The organism is Phenylobacterium sp., from assembly GCF_041691455.1.
Classification (GTDB): domain Bacteria; phylum Pseudomonadota; class Alphaproteobacteria; order Caulobacterales; family Caulobacteraceae; genus Phenylobacterium.
Window position 1 is genome coordinate 1 of record NZ_JBEPUO010000028.1, and the last position, 14370, is coordinate 14370.

At 69.3% G+C, this 14370-nt stretch carries 15 protein-coding genes and 1 pseudogene; 10 read left to right on the plus strand and 6 right to left on the minus strand.

Annotated features, from left to right (window positions below; all coding sequences use genetic code 11):
* Positions 1-356: putative PEP-binding protein (locus ACESMY_RS19925; RefSeq protein ID WP_372786366.1), on the plus strand; the 356-nt coding region annotated here is incomplete at its 5' end.
* A 3-nt stretch (positions 357-359) separates the two neighbouring features.
* Here the strand turns inward: ACESMY_RS19925 and ACESMY_RS19930 are convergent.
* Both ACESMY_RS19930 and ACESMY_RS19935 read right to left on the minus strand, forming a co-directional pair.
* Positions 360-2960, minus strand: a complete 2601-nt coding sequence (locus ACESMY_RS19930) for a M1 family metallopeptidase (protein ID WP_372786407.1) — start codon at positions 2958-2960, stop codon at positions 360-362.
* Positions 2961-2965: 5 nt separating this feature from the next.
* Entirely contained in the window at positions 2966-4696 is a 1731-nt protein-coding gene (locus ACESMY_RS19935) for an amidohydrolase family protein (RefSeq protein ID WP_372786367.1), read from the minus strand.
* Between the two features lie 103 nt (positions 4697-4799).
* Between ACESMY_RS19935 and ACESMY_RS19940 the strand changes: the two genes are divergently transcribed.
* Positions 4800-6011, plus strand: a complete 1212-nt coding sequence (locus ACESMY_RS19940; RefSeq protein WP_372786368.1) for a M48 family metalloprotease — start codon at positions 4800-4802, stop codon at positions 6009-6011.
* On the opposite strand, the gene ACESMY_RS19945 is transcribed toward ACESMY_RS19940, so the two are convergent.
* Positions 6008-7138, minus strand: a complete 1131-nt coding sequence (locus ACESMY_RS19945) for a beta-ketoacyl-ACP synthase III (RefSeq protein ID WP_372786369.1) — start codon at positions 7136-7138, stop codon at positions 6008-6010. The genes ACESMY_RS19940 and ACESMY_RS19945 overlap by 4 nt on opposite strands.
* A gap of 199 nt (positions 7139-7337) precedes the next feature.
* Between ACESMY_RS19945 and ACESMY_RS19950 the strand changes: the two genes are divergently transcribed.
* The 6 genes from ACESMY_RS19950 to ACESMY_RS19975 all read left to right on the plus strand — a co-directional run bounded on the left by ACESMY_RS19950 (position 7338) and on the right by ACESMY_RS19975 (position 10547).
* On the plus strand, positions 7338-7880 hold the full coding sequence (locus ACESMY_RS19950; RefSeq protein ID WP_372786370.1) for a porin family protein: 543 nt from the start codon (positions 7338-7340) through the stop codon (positions 7878-7880).
* A 111-nt stretch (positions 7881-7991) separates the two neighbouring features.
* Entirely contained in the window at positions 7992-8393 is a 402-nt protein-coding gene (locus tag ACESMY_RS19955) for a hypothetical protein (RefSeq protein WP_372786371.1), read from the plus strand.
* Positions 8390-9307 (plus strand): sterol desaturase family protein, encoded by a 918-nt coding sequence (locus tag ACESMY_RS19960; RefSeq protein ID WP_372786372.1) that lies wholly within the window; start codon positions 8390-8392, stop codon positions 9305-9307. Before ACESMY_RS19955 ends, ACESMY_RS19960 begins: the two co-directional genes overlap by 4 nt.
* A 23-nt stretch (positions 9308-9330) precedes the next feature.
* Entirely contained in the window at positions 9331-9831 is a 501-nt protein-coding gene (locus tag ACESMY_RS19965; RefSeq protein WP_372786373.1) for a helix-turn-helix transcriptional regulator, read from the plus strand.
* The gene (locus ACESMY_RS19970; protein WP_372786374.1) at positions 9828-10232 is read left to right on the plus strand and encodes a VOC family protein; all 405 of its coding nucleotides are present in this window, start codon (positions 9828-9830) and stop codon (positions 10230-10232) included. Before ACESMY_RS19965 ends, ACESMY_RS19970 begins: the two co-directional genes overlap by 4 nt.
* A gap of 69 nt (positions 10233-10301) precedes the next feature.
* Positions 10302-10547: a hypothetical protein gene (locus ACESMY_RS19975; protein ID WP_372786375.1), complete on the plus strand. Its 246-nt coding sequence runs from the start codon at positions 10302-10304 to the stop codon at positions 10545-10547.
* Here the strand turns inward: ACESMY_RS19975 and ACESMY_RS19980 are convergent.
* Both ACESMY_RS19980 and ACESMY_RS19985 read right to left on the minus strand, forming a co-directional pair.
* A pseudogene (locus ACESMY_RS19980) lies at positions 10522-11557 on the minus strand (NAD regulator). The gene ACESMY_RS19975 and the pseudogene ACESMY_RS19980 sit on opposite strands and share 26 nt — an antisense overlap.
* Positions 11499-12143 (minus strand): YfbR-like 5'-deoxynucleotidase, encoded by a 645-nt coding sequence (locus tag ACESMY_RS19985; protein ID WP_372786376.1) that lies wholly within the window; start codon positions 12141-12143, stop codon positions 11499-11501. The pseudogene ACESMY_RS19980 and the gene ACESMY_RS19985 overlap by 59 nt, the downstream one beginning before the upstream one ends.
* Positions 12144-12292: 149 nt before the next feature.
* On the opposite strand from ACESMY_RS19985, the gene ACESMY_RS19990 reads away from it, so the two are divergent.
* A complete protein-coding gene (locus ACESMY_RS19990; protein ID WP_372786377.1) occupies positions 12293-13105 on the plus strand; it encodes a universal stress protein in 813 nt (270 codons plus the stop codon).
* Between the two features lie 19 nt (positions 13106-13124).
* Positions 13125-13499 carry a hypothetical protein gene (locus ACESMY_RS19995; RefSeq protein ID WP_372786378.1) on the plus strand — a complete coding sequence of 125 codons (375 nt, stop codon included), beginning with the start codon at positions 13125-13127 and terminating at the stop codon, positions 13497-13499.
* A 7-nt stretch (positions 13500-13506) separates the two neighbouring features.
* Here ACESMY_RS19995 and ACESMY_RS20000 read toward each other — a convergent pair whose 3' ends face one another.
* Entirely contained in the window at positions 13507-14334 is an 828-nt protein-coding gene (locus ACESMY_RS20000) for a hypothetical protein (RefSeq protein ID WP_372786379.1), read from the minus strand.
* Positions 14335-14370 lie beyond the last annotated feature (36 nt).

Genomic DNA, 14370 nt, shown 5'->3' on the forward strand with positions numbered 1-14370 from the left:
AGTTCTTCTCCTTCGGCACCAACGACCTGACCCAGACCACCTTCGGCATCAGCCGTGACGACTCCGGCCGGTTCCTCAACGCCTATATCGACAAGGGCATCTTCGAGAAGGACCCCTTCGTCTCCCTCGACCAGGAGGGCGTCGGCGACCTGATCCGCATCGCCGCCGAGCGCGGCCGCGCGGCCCGGCCCGACGTCAAGCTCGGCATCTGCGGCGAGCACGGCGGCGACCCGGCCTCGATCGCCTTCTGTGAAGAGATCGGCCTGGATTACGTCAGCTGCTCGGCCTACCGCGTGCCGATCGCCCGCCTGGCCGCCGCGCAAGCCGCCATCGGCGAGCGCGAGAAGGACCGCTAGCCGCTAGCGGGGGCTCACGATCCAGGCGTTGATCTGCGGCAGTCGCCGGGCCTGGATGTCGACGTTGTTGCGGATCTGGGCGAGCGCGATCCTGACCTCGCCCTGGGCGTCCGGGGGGATATTCTTGGCCGCGTAGGCCGCAAGCTCCGCGGCGAGCTTCGCATCGTTCGACGAGGCCGCAATTCGCGGTACGAAGGTCGAGCGGCCGAGCGCGTCCAGGTTTCGGGTGATGGCCGGCAGGTTGTCCAGCGTGAACCGCCAGGCGAGCGCCGGGTGCTCGGCGGCCACGTCGCGGACCAGCAAGGGGGCGAAATTGGTCGGCGCCTCGTCGGAGAGCGCCAGGGTTAGGACCTCGTGGGCCAGGGTCTCATCCTCGACCGTCGCCAGGTCGGTGTAGAGTTCATTCCGCTCCAGAGGGTCGCGGGCCGCGCGGGCGAGGCCGCGAAGCGCCGTGAAGATCGGCGCGTCCGCCGAGCGCGCGGTTCCTACCAGCACCCAGCGCCGTTCGCTGGAGGCCAGCCTCGACAGATCGCCGTGGGCCGCCTCGAAGCGCTTGCGCGCCTCCACGCGCACCTTGGGGTCGCCGATCTGGGTGAGCGCCAGAAGCAGGGTTTCGCGCAATACCGCGTCGGCGACCGGCTCGCCCGGGCGGGCGTCGAAGCCGATCCGGACCAGCTCGGGCTCCAGCAGGCGGAACGTCCAGGCGCGGAACGCCGCGCGCGGCGCGCCTGGCGCATAGAAGCTGTCGATACCGGCCAGCGTCCGCGCCTGCTCGAGCCACACCAGGGGATCGGCGTCGACCGGCAGGGCCGCGCTCAGGCGCAGGTAGTTGGTGATCGGGGTTTCGCCGGCCATGCCGAGCGCCAGGCTGTCCTTCAGGAGACCGAACTGATCCGCCGCGCCAAGGCGACCAAACCGCTGAGCGATGGCGCTGAACGAAGACGGATCGTAGGCGACGCGGAAATAGCCGCCCTGGCCCGCATTGACCACGTCGCCCAGGCCGGCCGACTGAGGGGAGGTCCGCGAGACCAGCCGCTCGCCGGCCGGACCGCCGTTCGCCGGCTGGATACGCACCGGCGCGCGCCACGACAGCAGGCTGGCGTCCCGCTCCTCGATGTCGCGCTGGCTGGTCGCGACCGTGATCGCCGCGGCCTGAGCGTCGCTCGCCAGATGGCGCTCGGTGAGGACTTCGCCGGATCCCGTGCTCGCCACATGGATCAGGGGGACGCCCGGCTGGGTCGTGAAGTCCCGCGCAACAGCCGACACCGACTTGCCCGCCGCCCTGTCGATCGCCCGCCAGAGGTCGTTGCTGGTCGCCGAGCCGTAGGCGTGCTCGGCCATGTAGGCGCGCACCCCGTCCCGCCAGGCGTCCGGGCCGGCGTAGGCCTCGAGCATCCGGATCACGGCCTCGCCCTTCTTGTAGGTGATCGCGTCGAACGCCTGCTCGGCCTGGGCGACGGTCGCGATGCGCCGCACGATCGGATGGGTCGAGGGCCGCGCGTCGAGCAGCATGGCCTCGTCCTTGTCGCCGATCGCGCTCAGCAGGGCGCGCCACTCCGGATGGAAATGGTCGGTGGCCTTCGACGACATCCAGCTCGCGAAGCCCTCGTTCAGCCACAGGTCGTCCCACCAGGCCATGGTGACCAGGTCGCCGGACCACAGGTGCGCCATCTCGTGGGCGATGACCCGGTAGACGACCTGCTGGTCGCGGGCGCTGGAGAGCTTGGGGTCGAAGATCACATTGGTCTGGCTGAAGAGGATCGCCCCCCAGTTCTCCATGGAGCCGGAGACGTCGCCAGGGGCGGCCACCAGGTCGAGCTTCGGCAGCGGGTATTTCCGGCCGAAGTAGTCGTTGTAGTAGGGCAGGAGCTGGCTCGCGGCATCGAGGGCGTAGCGGGCCTTCTCGGTCTCGCCGCGCCGGATCACCACGCTGACGGTGACGCCCTCGACCTCACGGCTCAGCCGCACCAGGTCGCCGGCCCCGAAGAACAGCAGGTAAGAGCTCATCTTCGGCGTCGGCTTGAAGCGGACGAGCTTCAGTCCGCCGGGCAGGTCCTCGCTGGCGGCCTCCGGCATGTTGGAGACGGCCATCTGGTCTTTCGGCACGACGGCGGAGACCGTGAACACCGCCTTCTTCGCGGGCTCGTCGAAGACCGGCAGGAAGCGGCGCGCGTCGGCCGGCTCGAACTGCGTCGCAAGCATCCGGCCGCCTGCATAGTCCACGTGGAAGAGCCCCGAGGCGCTGTCGTTGATCCTGGCCGTGTAGTCGATGGCGAGCACGTGACGGCCGCGGACGACGGTCCGGCCGGTGGCGAAGGCCGCGGTCTGGGCCTGGGCGTCCAGGACGGCGGTCGCCGGCGCCCCGTCCAGCGTAGCGTGGGTGATGGTCAGATCGACGGCGTTAAGGGTCAGGGCCGTCATGGGCCGCGCGACGTCGACGGTGACGGCGACGTGGCCGCTGAAGGTGAGTTTGGCGGCGTCGGGCGTGACCGCAAGGTCGTAGGCTACCGGCTCGACGCCGGTGGGCAGCTGCGTCGGTATGGTCGCGGCGGCGGCCGGAGCAGCGGTCAGCAGGGCGAGGGCGGCGACGACGCCGCGGAGCATCGGTTTCACCAGGTCCAGTCCTTCGCAGAGGCTCGGCAGCCGCCGTCCTTCCAGCCCTTCCAGCCGCGCCCGCGCACCACCCGGCCGGCGTGGGCGCCGGTGGCCTCGCTGTCCCTCAGCACCGGCTGGCCGTTGACCAGCACGTCGGTGACCCCGGTGGCGAGCTGTTGCGGCTTCAGGAATGTTCCGTGATCGGTGACCGTCTCGGGATCGAACACCACCACGTCGGCGTAATAGCCGGCCTTCAAGAGGCCCCGGTCGTGCAGGCCGAGATTGTGGGCGGGGAGGGCGGCCAGGCGCCGCACGGCCTCCGGCAGCGTGACGGTCTTCTCGTCGCGCGCGTACTTCCCGAGCACGCGTACGAAGTTGCCGTAGGCGCGCGGGTGGGTCGAGGAGAGCAGGAAGACGCCCTCCGGCGCCTGGGCCGAAGCGTCGGAGCCGAAACTGACCCAGGGCAGTTTCATCTGCCTGGTCACATTGGCCTCGCTCATCGAGGAATAAACCACCTGGATGCGGCTGCCGTCGGCGATGATCAGGTCGAGGATGGTGTCCTCAGGGCTGGTCCCGCGTTCCTTGGCGACCTGCGCCAAGGTCTTGCCGGTCAAGGGCTTCAGCGCCGCCGACTTGAAGCCGACCAGCAGGGTGCCGTCGGGGCCCGCCTGGCGGTAGGAGTTCTCCCAGGTCTTGGGGTGGTCCTCGTGCATCTCGGCCAGCACCTTGGCGCGGGTGGCCGGGTCCTTCAGCCGCGCGATCCAGGCCTCAACGCCGCCCGCCTGCACCCAGGTCGGCATGGCTGCGTCGAAGCCGGTGGAGGAAGCCGGGTAGGTGTACATGTCCGCGGTGATCCGCTGGCCCTTGGCGCGCGCGGCCACGATGCGGGCGATGAAGGCGTCTTCCTTGTCCCAGTTGTCCTTGCCGGAGGTCTTCATGTGGAAGACCTCGGCCGGCGCGCCGGAGCGCCGCGAGATCTCGATCAGCTCGTCGGTGGCCTCCAGGATACGGTCGCCTTCGGAACGCATGTGGCTGATGTAGTAGCCGCCGCAGCGGCCGGCCTCGGTGGTCAGCGCGGCCAGTTCGTCGGTCCTGGCGAATGTGCCCGGCGCATAGATCAGCGCCGAGCCGACGCCCATGGCGCCGTCCTCCATGGCCTGGCGCACCAGGGTCCGCATCTGGGCAAGCTGCGCCGGCGTCGGCTGGACGTCGTCCTCGCCCAGCACATGCACCCGCACGGTCGCCGCGCCCACGAAGGAGGCGACGTTGAGCGAGACGCCGCGGTCGACGAAGGCCTGCAGGCCCTGGTCGAGGGTCGACCAGGTGACCGGGAACTTGATGTCGTGCTCCCGCTGCTCCTCCAGCTTCTGCATCTTCGGCGTCAGCGGCCCGACGGAGCTGCCTTCGCCCATCACCTCCAGCGTCACGCCCTGGCGAAGTTCCGAGAGGCCCCGGCCGTCGGCCATGAAGCTGTCCTCGGAGTGGGAGAGCATGTTGATGAAGCCGGGCGCGATCGCCTTGCCCTTGGCGTCGATCTCCGTCTTGCCGCGGCCCGGCGCATGGGGGCCGACGTAGGCGATGCGGTCGCCCTTGACCGCCACGTCGCCGTGGACCGGCTTGCCGCCAGAGCCATCGAGGATCTCGCCGCCGCGGATGACGACATCATAGGCGGGCGCCGGCGCCTTGGCCGCCCCGAGGCTGGCGGCGGCGAGGACCGCGAGAGAGGCGGCGGCGAAGAGCTTCATAGGCGACTCCTGATTGTGACAGTCAGCCTAGCGCGGTTTCGGGCCTGACAAGCGCCGCAATCTCTGGCCTCTTCTCGCCACGAGGGAAACGGGGGAGGCTTTCATGGCCCAGGGATTCGATCCGGCCGCGGCGACGGCCGCCTATCTGGCGACGCTGTCGCCGGAGGCTCACGCCAAGGCGACGGCCTACACGCAGGGCGGCCACTGGGTTCTGCTGTGGGCGACGCTGGTCAGCGTCCTCGTCTCCTGGCTGGTGATCAAGAGCGGCGTGCTGGTGCGGGTGCGGGCGGGCGTCGAAGGGCGAAAGCCGCGTCCCTGGCTGGCGGTGGCGGCGGTGGTCGTTGTCGACGGCGTGGTCGAGAGCCTGCTGTCGCTGCCCTGGGACGCCTATTCCAACTGGTGGCGCGAGAAGAGCTACGGCCTGACCAGCCGCGCCTTTTCCGGCTGGCTGGGCGAGCACGGGCTGAAGATCTTCATCGGCCTGATCTCGTCGCTGATCATCTTCTCGCTGCTCTACTGGATCATCCGACGTGCGCCGAAGACCTGGTGGCTGTGGGGCGCGGCCGGCGTGACGGTGGTGTCGCTGGTGTTCTTCATCGCCCAGCTCTTGCTGATCGAGCCGCTGTTCAACAGCTACAAGCCCGCCCCGCCCGGACCGGTGCGCGACGAGGTCGTGGCCATGGCCAAGCAGGTCGGCGTCCCCTCGGACAAGATCCTGATCTACGACGGCTCCAAGCAGTCCAACCGCTACACCGCCAACGCCGGCGGCCTGTTCGGCTTCGGCCGGGTGGCGATGAGCGACGTGATGTTCAAGAAGGACGCCGACCTTGCCGAGGTGCGCGGCGTCGTCGGCCACGAGATGGGCCACTATGTTCGCAAGCACGTGCTGCTGGGCGACCTCGAGACCGGGCTGATGACCCTCGCGGCCCTGTTCCTGGCAAGCCGCCTGTTCCCGGCCGCCGTGCGGCTCCTGGGGGCCAAGGGCGTGACGGGGATCGCCGACCCCGCGGGCCTGCCGGTGCTGGGCATCCTGTTTGCCGTGATGAGCCTGCTCGCCACCCCGATCAGCAACACCATGAGCCGCTGGGCGGAGTCCGACGCCGACCACTTCTCGGTGGTGCACTTCAACGAGCCGGACGGACTGGCCAAGGCGCTGGTGAAGACCATCGAATACCGCGCCTCGAGCCCCTCGAGGGTCGAGGAGTTCATCTTCTACGATCACCCGTCGGTCGGCGCGCGGGTGCGGGCGATGATGGACTGGAAGGCGACCCATCCGCCGACGCCGCCCGCAAGTCCGGCGGCGCCCACGCCCTAGCGCTTCCGGACGAACACCGTGCCGGCGGAGTAGCCGGCGCCGAAGGAGCAGATCAGGCCGGTCTCGCCCCTGGCGAAGTCGTCGTTGGCGCGGTGGAAGGCGATGATCGAGCCGGCCGAGGAGGTGTTGGCGAATTCGTCGAGGATGATGACGTTCTCGCCCGGCGCCGGCTCGCGGCCGAGCACCCGGCGGCCGATGAACTCGTTCATGTTGATGTTGGCCTGGTGCAGCCACAGGCGCTTCAGCCCCGTCGGGTCGATGCCGAGATCGCCGGCGTGTTCGACGATCATCTCGGAGACCAGCGGCACGACCTCGCGGAACACCTTTCGGCCCTCCTGCACGAAGAGCTTGTCGACGGCGCCGACGCCCTCGGGGGCGGCGCGGTTCAGGAAGCCGAAGTTGTTGCGGATGTTGTTGGAGAACTGGGTGCGCAGGCGGGTTCCAAGGATGTCCCAGCCGGCGTTCTCGCCGGACTTTGGCGCCTGTTCCTCGTTCTCGACGATCACGGCGGTCGCCACGTCGCCGAAGATGAAGTGGCTGTCGCGGTCGCGGAAGTTGAGGTGGCCCGAGCAGATCTCCGGATTGACCATCAGCACCGCCTTGGCCGAGCCCGACGCCACGAAGTCCGCCGCGGTCTTGATGCCGAAGGTGGCCGAGGAGCAGGCGACGTTCATGTCGAAGGCGAAGCCGTCGATGCCGAGCGCCTGCTGCACCTCGATGGCCATGGCCGGATAGGCGCGCTGCATGTTGGAGGCCGCACAGATCACCGCCCCGATCTCGCTCGCGGGCTTGCCCCAGCGGGCGATGGCGTCCCTGGCCGCCTCGACCGCCATCTCGGCCAGCACCGACAGTTCGTCGTTGGAGCGTTCGGGGATCTGCGGCCGCATCAGCTCCGGATCGACCAGGCCCGACTTGTCGACCACATAGCGCGCCTTGATGCCCGAGGCCTTCTCGATGAACTCCACGGAGGAGGGCGTGAGGGCGGCGATCTCGCCGGCGGCAATGGCCTCGGCGTTGGTCTCGTTGAAGCGCGCCACATAGGTGTTGAAGGTCTCCACCAGCTCAGCGTTCGAGAGGCTGTGAGGCGGCGTGTAGAGGCCGGTGGCGGCGATCACGGCTTGCGGCAAGGGGGCGTCTCCGGCGGCGAAGTCCGAGTGATAGCACGCCCGGAGCGCTCGGCGGCTAGTGGCCGGCGCCCCCGCGTGGCCGGCGAGCCACATACGGCGTTCGCCATATCAATAAGGCCGAACCGACAACCGGTGGCCGCGTTTGGAGCCGAACCCCAGTTGGGTTGGGCTGTTCGCGTACACTAAGGACGAAATCCAGATGAAAGCTTTGATCACCGCCGCCTCGGCCCTGGCGCTCGCCGCCCTGCTGCCGGCCGCCGCCTCGGCCCAGACCGCCGCCACCTCCGGAACCACCTTCTACGGAACCCTCGGCTACGCCGACACCGACCTCGATCACGTCAATCTCGGCGCGATCCAGGGACGGCTCGGCGCGCGGTTTGGCCAGTACTTCGGCGTCGAGGGCGAACTCTCCGGCGGCGTGAAGGACGACAAGGTCAATGTCGGCGGCACGGACGTGAAGGTGAAGCTGGACCATCAGGAGGCGATCTACGGCGTGGGCTTCCTGCCGATCTCGCCGAACTTCGACCTCCTGGCGCGCGTCGGCTATGGCCACTCGCAAGGGTCGGGCTCCGTCCCCGGCGTCACCGCGACGGCTAAGGGCGATTCCTGGAACTACGGGGTGGGCGGCCAATACACCTTCGACGGCCAGAACGGCGTCCGCGTCGACTACACGCGCGAGGCGTTCCAGCACAACAATGGCGACGCCAACGTCTGGTCGGTGGCCTACGTCCGCAAGTTCTAGGTCCGCGGGCCTCAAGCCTGCGTCGGAAAGCCCTCCCGGTCTCGGGAGGGCTTTTTCTTGACCGGAAGGGCGCCCAGCGCCCAATTTCGCGCCTCGCGGAGGAGCGACCCCTTGAACCAAGCCTTTTTCGTCCAGCTGGCGGCGTCCGGCCTTGCGGTGGCCGTGCTGGTGGCGCTGGCCGCCTGGGCCAATATCGCGCGGCCAGCCCTGCCGCTGGACGACGCCCGCGCCCGCCGCCAGCTCGCCGAGGAATTCCCCGGCCGCGCCCTGGAAGGCCTCTGGATCGCCGTCGACGGCGCCGGGGCGGTGGCCAAGTCCGGCGCCATGGCCCTGGTGCTCTGCAGGATGGGCGACGGCTATGTGGCCCGCCAGCTCCCCTGGGCCCAGGCGCTGGCCGCCAGCTTCAAGGACGGACGGATCAGCATCGACCTGGCCGACGTCGCCGCGCCCAAGGCGGTGATCGCGCTCGAGGCCTGGCCGCCCACGGGTCCGCAGAAGGAGTTGGCGGCATGAAGGCCGCCTTCGACCCGGTCACCCTGGCCACCCCGTTCTTCATCCTCACCGTCATCCTGGAAATCGTCCTGGCTCGGTTCGGCAAGCTCGACGCCCGCTACGAGACCAAGGACACCGCGACCTCGCTGACCATGGGCCTGTTGTCCTCGCTCTCGGGCCTGCCGGTCGCGGGGATCAGCTTCGCAGCGGCGATGTGGATCTATCAGCACCGGTTTTTCACCATCCCGATGACCGCGGTCTGGGCCTGGGTCGCGGTCTTCTTCCTGGAGGACCTGACCTACTACTGGTTCCACCGCCTCAGCCATGAACGGCGGTTCTGGTGGGCGAGCCACGTCAACCACCACTCCTCGCAGCACTACAATCTCTCCACGGCGCTCAGGCAGACCTGGACGGGCGGCGTCGCCGGCACCTGGCTGCTCTGGCTGCCGCTCTCCCTGCTGGGCTTCCCGCCGGCCATGGTGGCGATCCAGAAGGGGATCAGCCTCGTCTACCAGTACTGGATCCACACCGAGGCGATCCGCCGGATGCCGCGCTGGTTCGAGGCGGTGTTCAACACGCCCTCGCATCACCGGGTGCACCACGCGCGCAACCCGCGCTATCTCGACCGCAACTACGCCGGCATCCTGATCATCTGGGACCGGATGTTCGGCAGCTTCCAGCCGGAGCTGGACGAGGAGGCCTGCCGCTATGGCCTGGTCCACAACCTCGGCACCTTCAACGTCATCCGCGTGGCCTTCCACGAGTGGATCGGGATCGCCCAGGACATCGTCCGCTCGCCGCGGCACATCCTGGGCTGGCTGTTCGGCCCGCCCGGCTGGAGCCCGGACGGCAGCCGCGACACCTCCGCCTCCCTGAAAGCGGCCTGGGCGGAGCGGCAGAAGGCGCCGGCGCCGGCCGAGCGCGAGGCGGCCTAGCGCGGCCTGAGGGACGAGGCTCCGTGGCGAACCAGACCGACGGCCGGCAGCCCATGGACCCCGAACTGCTGCGCCGCCTGCTGCGCGCCAAGGATCGGATGGACGCCGCCTCGGAGGAGGCGTGGCCGGTCCGCCGGCTGGCGCGGGTGAGCGGCGTCTCGCAGGCCCACTTCGCGCGATCGTTCCGTGACGCCTTTGGCGTCCCACCGCACCGCTACCTGCTGACCCGGCGGATCGAGCGGGCCAAGGCCCTGCTGCGCGACACGGACCTCTCCGTCACGGAGATCGCGTTCCAGACGGGCTGGAACAGCCTCGGGACCTTCGGGCGGACCTTTCGCGACGTCACCGCGGAGGCTCCGGGCCAGCTGCGCCTGCGCGAACAGGCCGCGCCGGGCCAGTTCGACCGGACGCCAGCCTGCTACCTCATCGCCGCCCATCGGCCCGATCTCAAGATCGCAGTTTCGGAGAAGCGGCGACTGGAGGCGGAGGTTAAGACCGGATCCGAAGACACGGAGGTCCCATGAATCAAGTTATCAGCGTCGTCGGTCTGTACGTCCGCGATCAGGACGAGGCCGTCGAGTTCTATGTCGGCAAGCTCGGGTTCAGCGTCCACACCGACGCGAAGAACGGCGATTACCGCTGGCTGACGGTGCAGCACCCCGATCAGCCGGGCTTCCAGCTCGGCCTTTTCACCCCGCAGGCGCCGCTGGTTGACGCCGCGACCGCCCAGAGCCTGCGAGAGGCCGTGGCCAAGGGCGCCATGCCGCCGCTGGTTCTGGTGGTCGACGACGTTCGCGCCGCCCACACGCGGATGATGGGCAGCGGCGTGGAATTCACCCAGGAACCAGTGGAGCGCTACGGCGCGGTGGATGCCTCGTTCCGCGATCCGTCCGGCAACGGCTGGAAGCTGATCGAGGCCCGCTAGGGCGCGTCACAAGCGGCGAGCGGTTGCGGCCGCTCGCCTATCCCAACAGTTGTCTCGCAGGAGGTTTCCTTGAGCCGATTTATCCGACAATTCCATCGCTGGCTGTCCATCGTCTTCACGGTGGGCGTGATCGCCAACACCATCGTCATCTTCATGCTGAACAAGGGTCAGCAGCCGCCCTCCTGGATGTATCTCTTCGCCCTGATCCCGCTCTTCCTGCTGCTGTTCAGCGGGCTCTACCTGTTCGTGCTGCCCTATGTCGCCAAGCTGAAGCCGCGCCGCGGACGCCTTAGTCCCGCAGGAGCGGAAGGCTGAGCCCGGAGACCGGCCGCGCGCCCAGGATCTCGCGGCGGAATCGGAACAGCTCGGCGGGCCGTCCGCCGGTCTCGGCGTCCATGCGGCCCAGGCCCTCGACCAGCTCGGCGCGTTCCAGCGCGCGGCGGAAGTTCTGCTTATGCAGCGGCACGCCGGCGATGGCCTCGACGGCGCGCTGCAGGGCCGAGAGCGTGAAGGCCTCGGGCATCAGTTCGAAGACCACCGGGCGGTACTTCAGCTTGCCGCGCAGGCGGCTGACGGCGGTCGCCAGGATCCGGCGGTGGTCGGAAAGCATCGGCTCGCCGAGCGCCGCGGCCAGGGGCGCGGGCAGGGCGGTCGCCGTCTCGCTGCGGTCGCGGGCCGCCTCGCGCGCCAGACCCGCCTCGTAGAGCAGCTCATAGCGCTCCAGCACCCGTTCCTCGTTCCAGGGCGCACCGTCGAGCGCGAACAGCAGGCGCGCGCGGCCCAGGCGCTGGCCATCGCCCTCCGCCCAACGGCGTAGCGCCTCTTCGATCAGCGGCAGGGCGGCGGGACGGCCCTCACGCCAGTCCTCGTAGGGGAAGAACCGGGTCCACGGCCGCCATTCGGAGCCTGGCGCATGGGTGTCCACCGCCACGGTGGCCAGCGCCAGATAGCCGACCGAGATCACCCGCGCATGGTCGGAGCGGTCGCCCCCCATGTCGCCCATGTCGGCGAGCGGGGCGTCGCGGCCCTTGTCGCCGAAGGTATAGAGCTGCTCGACATAGCCCAGGGTGAACCGCGTCTGCTCGGTCACGAAGGCCCGCATAGCCAGTTCGAAGGTGCGGTGGCCGAGCGGATCGAAGGGGCCGAAAGGCAGGCCCTCCAGGCTCTCGCCCGGCGGACGCACGGTCAGGACGACGGCGTCGTCGCCCTGGATGGCCACCACGACCGCCGAGAGGCCGATGACCATGGCGCTGTTGGCCGAAACGCTCATTCGGTGTCGAAGGCCGCGGCCACGGGCGAATAGCCGGCGGCCTCGGAAAGGACATGGAAGCGCTCGACGTAGCGCCGCTGCGCCAGAGCGGGCGGCTGCGGGTCGATCTTCAGGCTGTAGCCGGGCGGCGGGGCGTCGAAGAAGGCGAGCGATTCCTCGTGATTGAAGCCCGCGAGCTGGGTCGCCTCGAAGAAGGCGCAGGCGCGGTCCGCCTGCTTGATCAGCGTCTTGATCGGCGCCGGCGTCTTGGCGGGGAGGCCGAAACGCACGTGGATCGCGGTTTCCAGCCGCTCCTCGAAGGTCCTATAGTCCACGCCGAGCGCGGCCTTGAACGGCGAGATCATGTCGCCGATCACATATTCCGAGGCGTCGTGCAGCAGGGCGGCCAGCCGCCAGCGCGGCGCCACATCGGGCTGGATGTGGGCCACGATCTCCTCGACGACCACCGAATGCTGGGCCACCGAGAAGGCGTGCTCGCCGATCGTCTGGCCGTTCCAGCGGGCGACGCGGGCCAGGCCGTGGGCGATGTCCTCGATCTCGATATCCATGGGCGAGGGGTCGAGCAGGTCCAGCCGCCGGCCGGACAGCATTCTCTGCCAGGCGCGGGGTTCCGGCTTCGAACGACGCAGCCCTTTCCTCACGAAAGCATTCCCTCCACAGTCAAGCCGGCCGGGGCAAGCTCGTGAACTGACCCATGGCCTGACAAAGATCAATGCGGGCCTATGCTCGCGCCGATCGAAGCGAGCATAGGCGCGGGACGCATGAAGTTCACGCTGAAGGAGCCGAACCAATGAGCTGGGCGCGTATCATGGCGCCGTTGTCCGGGGGCGCCGGCGACGCAGCGACGGTGGCGGCCGCGGTCATGCTGGCCGAGCCGTTCCAGGCCGAGATGGTCGGCGTCTACACCCCCGCCGACGTGGCCGACGTCATGCCGTGGATGGGCGAGGGCTTCCTGGGCGGGGTGCAGACCACGGCGCTGGAATCCCTGAAGGAGGCCGCCCAGGCGGGCGAGACCAGCGCGCGCGCCGCCATGGCCACCTCGACCTACGCCAAGAGCCAGTTCATCGCCCTGCAGACCCCGGTCTGGGCCGGATTGTCGGCCGAAAGCCGCCTGTCGGACGTGGTGGTCTTCTCCTCCGACCCCGCCCGCGGCCGCGGGCCCCTGGCGGAGGCTTTTCAGCAGATGGTCGCCGACGAGCAGCGCCCGGTGCTGATCGCCCGCCCGGGCCTGAAGGTCGGCGGATCGGTGGCGGTGGCCTGGGACGGCGGCAAGGAAGCCAGCCGCGCGGCGCGCCTGGCCCTGCCGCTCCTGGAAAAAGCCTCAAAGGTGGTGATCCTGGCGGCGCCCAAGGCCAGTTCCCGCAGCTTCGATCCGGGACGGCTCAAGTCCTACTATGCGGCGCGGGGCGTCGATGCCGAGGTCGACATCCTGCCCGACAGCGGCGACGCCGCGCCGGTGCTGCTCTATGCGGCGCGCAAGGCCGGAGCGGATATACTGGTGGCCGGGGCCTTCGGGCATCCCCGGCTGCAGGAGTTCATATTTGGGGGAACGACGCGCACGCTATTGAACTCTGACGAGCCGTCGCTGTTCTTATCTCATTAGCTTTCCAAGAGGATTTCCAATGACCCTGTCGCGCATCGTCATGCGGCTTGCCCGGAACCCCGGCACGGAGTTCGCCGGCGGCGACGACCACCGCGGCTATGCGCTCACCGCGCCGCTCACCGACGACGGCCACCTGGACGAGGCGGCCTACGCCAAGGCGCGCGACAACTGCACGGTGCGGCGGTTCTCGCCGGACGAGGATCCGGCCGACGGGCGGCTGGCGAAACGGGGTTCGCGCTGGTTCTTCGACTATGAGGACGAGGATGTGGCGGACGACGAGCCGCTGCACCGGCTGGGCGAGCACCGCTTCGCGGTCGGCGAATACGTCACCGTCACCGACGAGGACGGCCGGCCCCTGACCTACAAGGTCGTGGAGGTCCAGCCGGCCGGCTGAGCCTCGGCTAGACCCCGCCGTTCCGGCGGACCAGGCGTTTGACGTCGTCGAAGACGTCGTGGTGGTCGCCGGTCCTGGCCTTGACCACCGCCACGGTGATCGGGCCCGCCTTGGGGCCGGCCGCCTCGTAGCCCACCGTCTTCCAGCCGTCCTTCAGGTTGTCCTTGGCCAGGATGTAGGTGGCGCGGAAACCGCGCTTGTCGCGCGAGAAGGCCTCGCCGCGCAGGCGCACGTCGCGGGACATCCGCACCACCGCGCCGTTCTCGCCGGCGTTCACGTGGATCATGCCGACATTGACGTCGGCCTTGCCGTCATCGTCGGCGTCGATGTGGATGCCCGGCAGGTCGATGTGGGCGTGCTCGTTGCGGTCGGGGTGCGCGCCGCGGGGCGTGTCCTTGTCGTCCTTGTCGGCGTCGGCGAGTTCGTGGCCGGCGTCCTCGGCGGCCTGCCTGGCCGCCTTCTCGGCTTCGGTGGCCGAGGCGGCGGCGGCCTTGGCGTCGGCGGCCGCGGCCTTGGCGTCGCCGGCAGCGACCGTCACCTTGGCGGAGGCGGCCTCCTGGTCGGTCTGGACCTCGGCCTGCAGTTCCTGTTCGACCGGCTGCAGCGCCATCTCGTAGTTGGCGGACACCGGGATCAGGCGCAGAGACACCTGGTCGCCGTCGCGGCTCGCATAGAGGCAGGTCTTCTTGTCGGGCGAGATGCTGGTGCGCTCGAGGTCGCCCTGGTTCGCGGGACAGTCGAGCGCCGCGCGCGCGGTGGGCGGAGCTGTGGGCGCGCAGGCGGCGGCGGACATCAGCGCCAGCCCGCAGGCCGAGAGGTAGAGCAGCGGCTTCATAGCAAAAAGGCTCCAGTCCGTTCGGCTAGGAACGTG

What these genes read in the sequence shown, in the direction of transcription:
- ACESMY_RS20000 (WP_372786379.1), bottom strand. Translation starts at nt 14,334, where the DNA reads ATGAAGCCGCTGCTCTACCTCTCGGCCTGCGGGCTGGCGCTGATGTCC.
- ACESMY_RS19940 (WP_372786368.1), top strand. Translation starts at nt 4,800, where the DNA reads ATGGCCCAGGGATTCGATCCGGCCGCGGCGACGGCCGCCTATCTGGCG.
- ACESMY_RS19970 (WP_372786374.1), top strand. Translation starts at nt 9,828, where the DNA reads ATGAATCAAGTTATCAGCGTCGTCGGTCTGTACGTCCGCGATCAGGAC.
- ACESMY_RS19995 (WP_372786378.1), top strand. Translation starts at nt 13,125, where the DNA reads ATGACCCTGTCGCGCATCGTCATGCGGCTTGCCCGGAACCCCGGCACG.
- ACESMY_RS19960 (WP_372786372.1), top strand. Translation starts at nt 8,390, where the DNA reads ATGAAGGCCGCCTTCGACCCGGTCACCCTGGCCACCCCGTTCTTCATC.
- ACESMY_RS19950 (WP_372786370.1), top strand. Translation starts at nt 7,338, where the DNA reads ATGAAAGCTTTGATCACCGCCGCCTCGGCCCTGGCGCTCGCCGCCCTG.
- ACESMY_RS19930 (WP_372786407.1), bottom strand. Translation starts at nt 2,960, where the DNA reads ATGCTCCGCGGCGTCGTCGCCGCCCTCGCCCTGCTGACCGCTGCTCCG.
- ACESMY_RS19990 (WP_372786377.1), top strand. Translation starts at nt 12,293, where the DNA reads ATGAGCTGGGCGCGTATCATGGCGCCGTTGTCCGGGGGCGCCGGCGAC.
- ACESMY_RS19935 (WP_372786367.1), bottom strand. Translation starts at nt 4,696, where the DNA reads ATGAAGCTCTTCGCCGCCGCCTCTCTCGCGGTCCTCGCCGCCGCCAGC.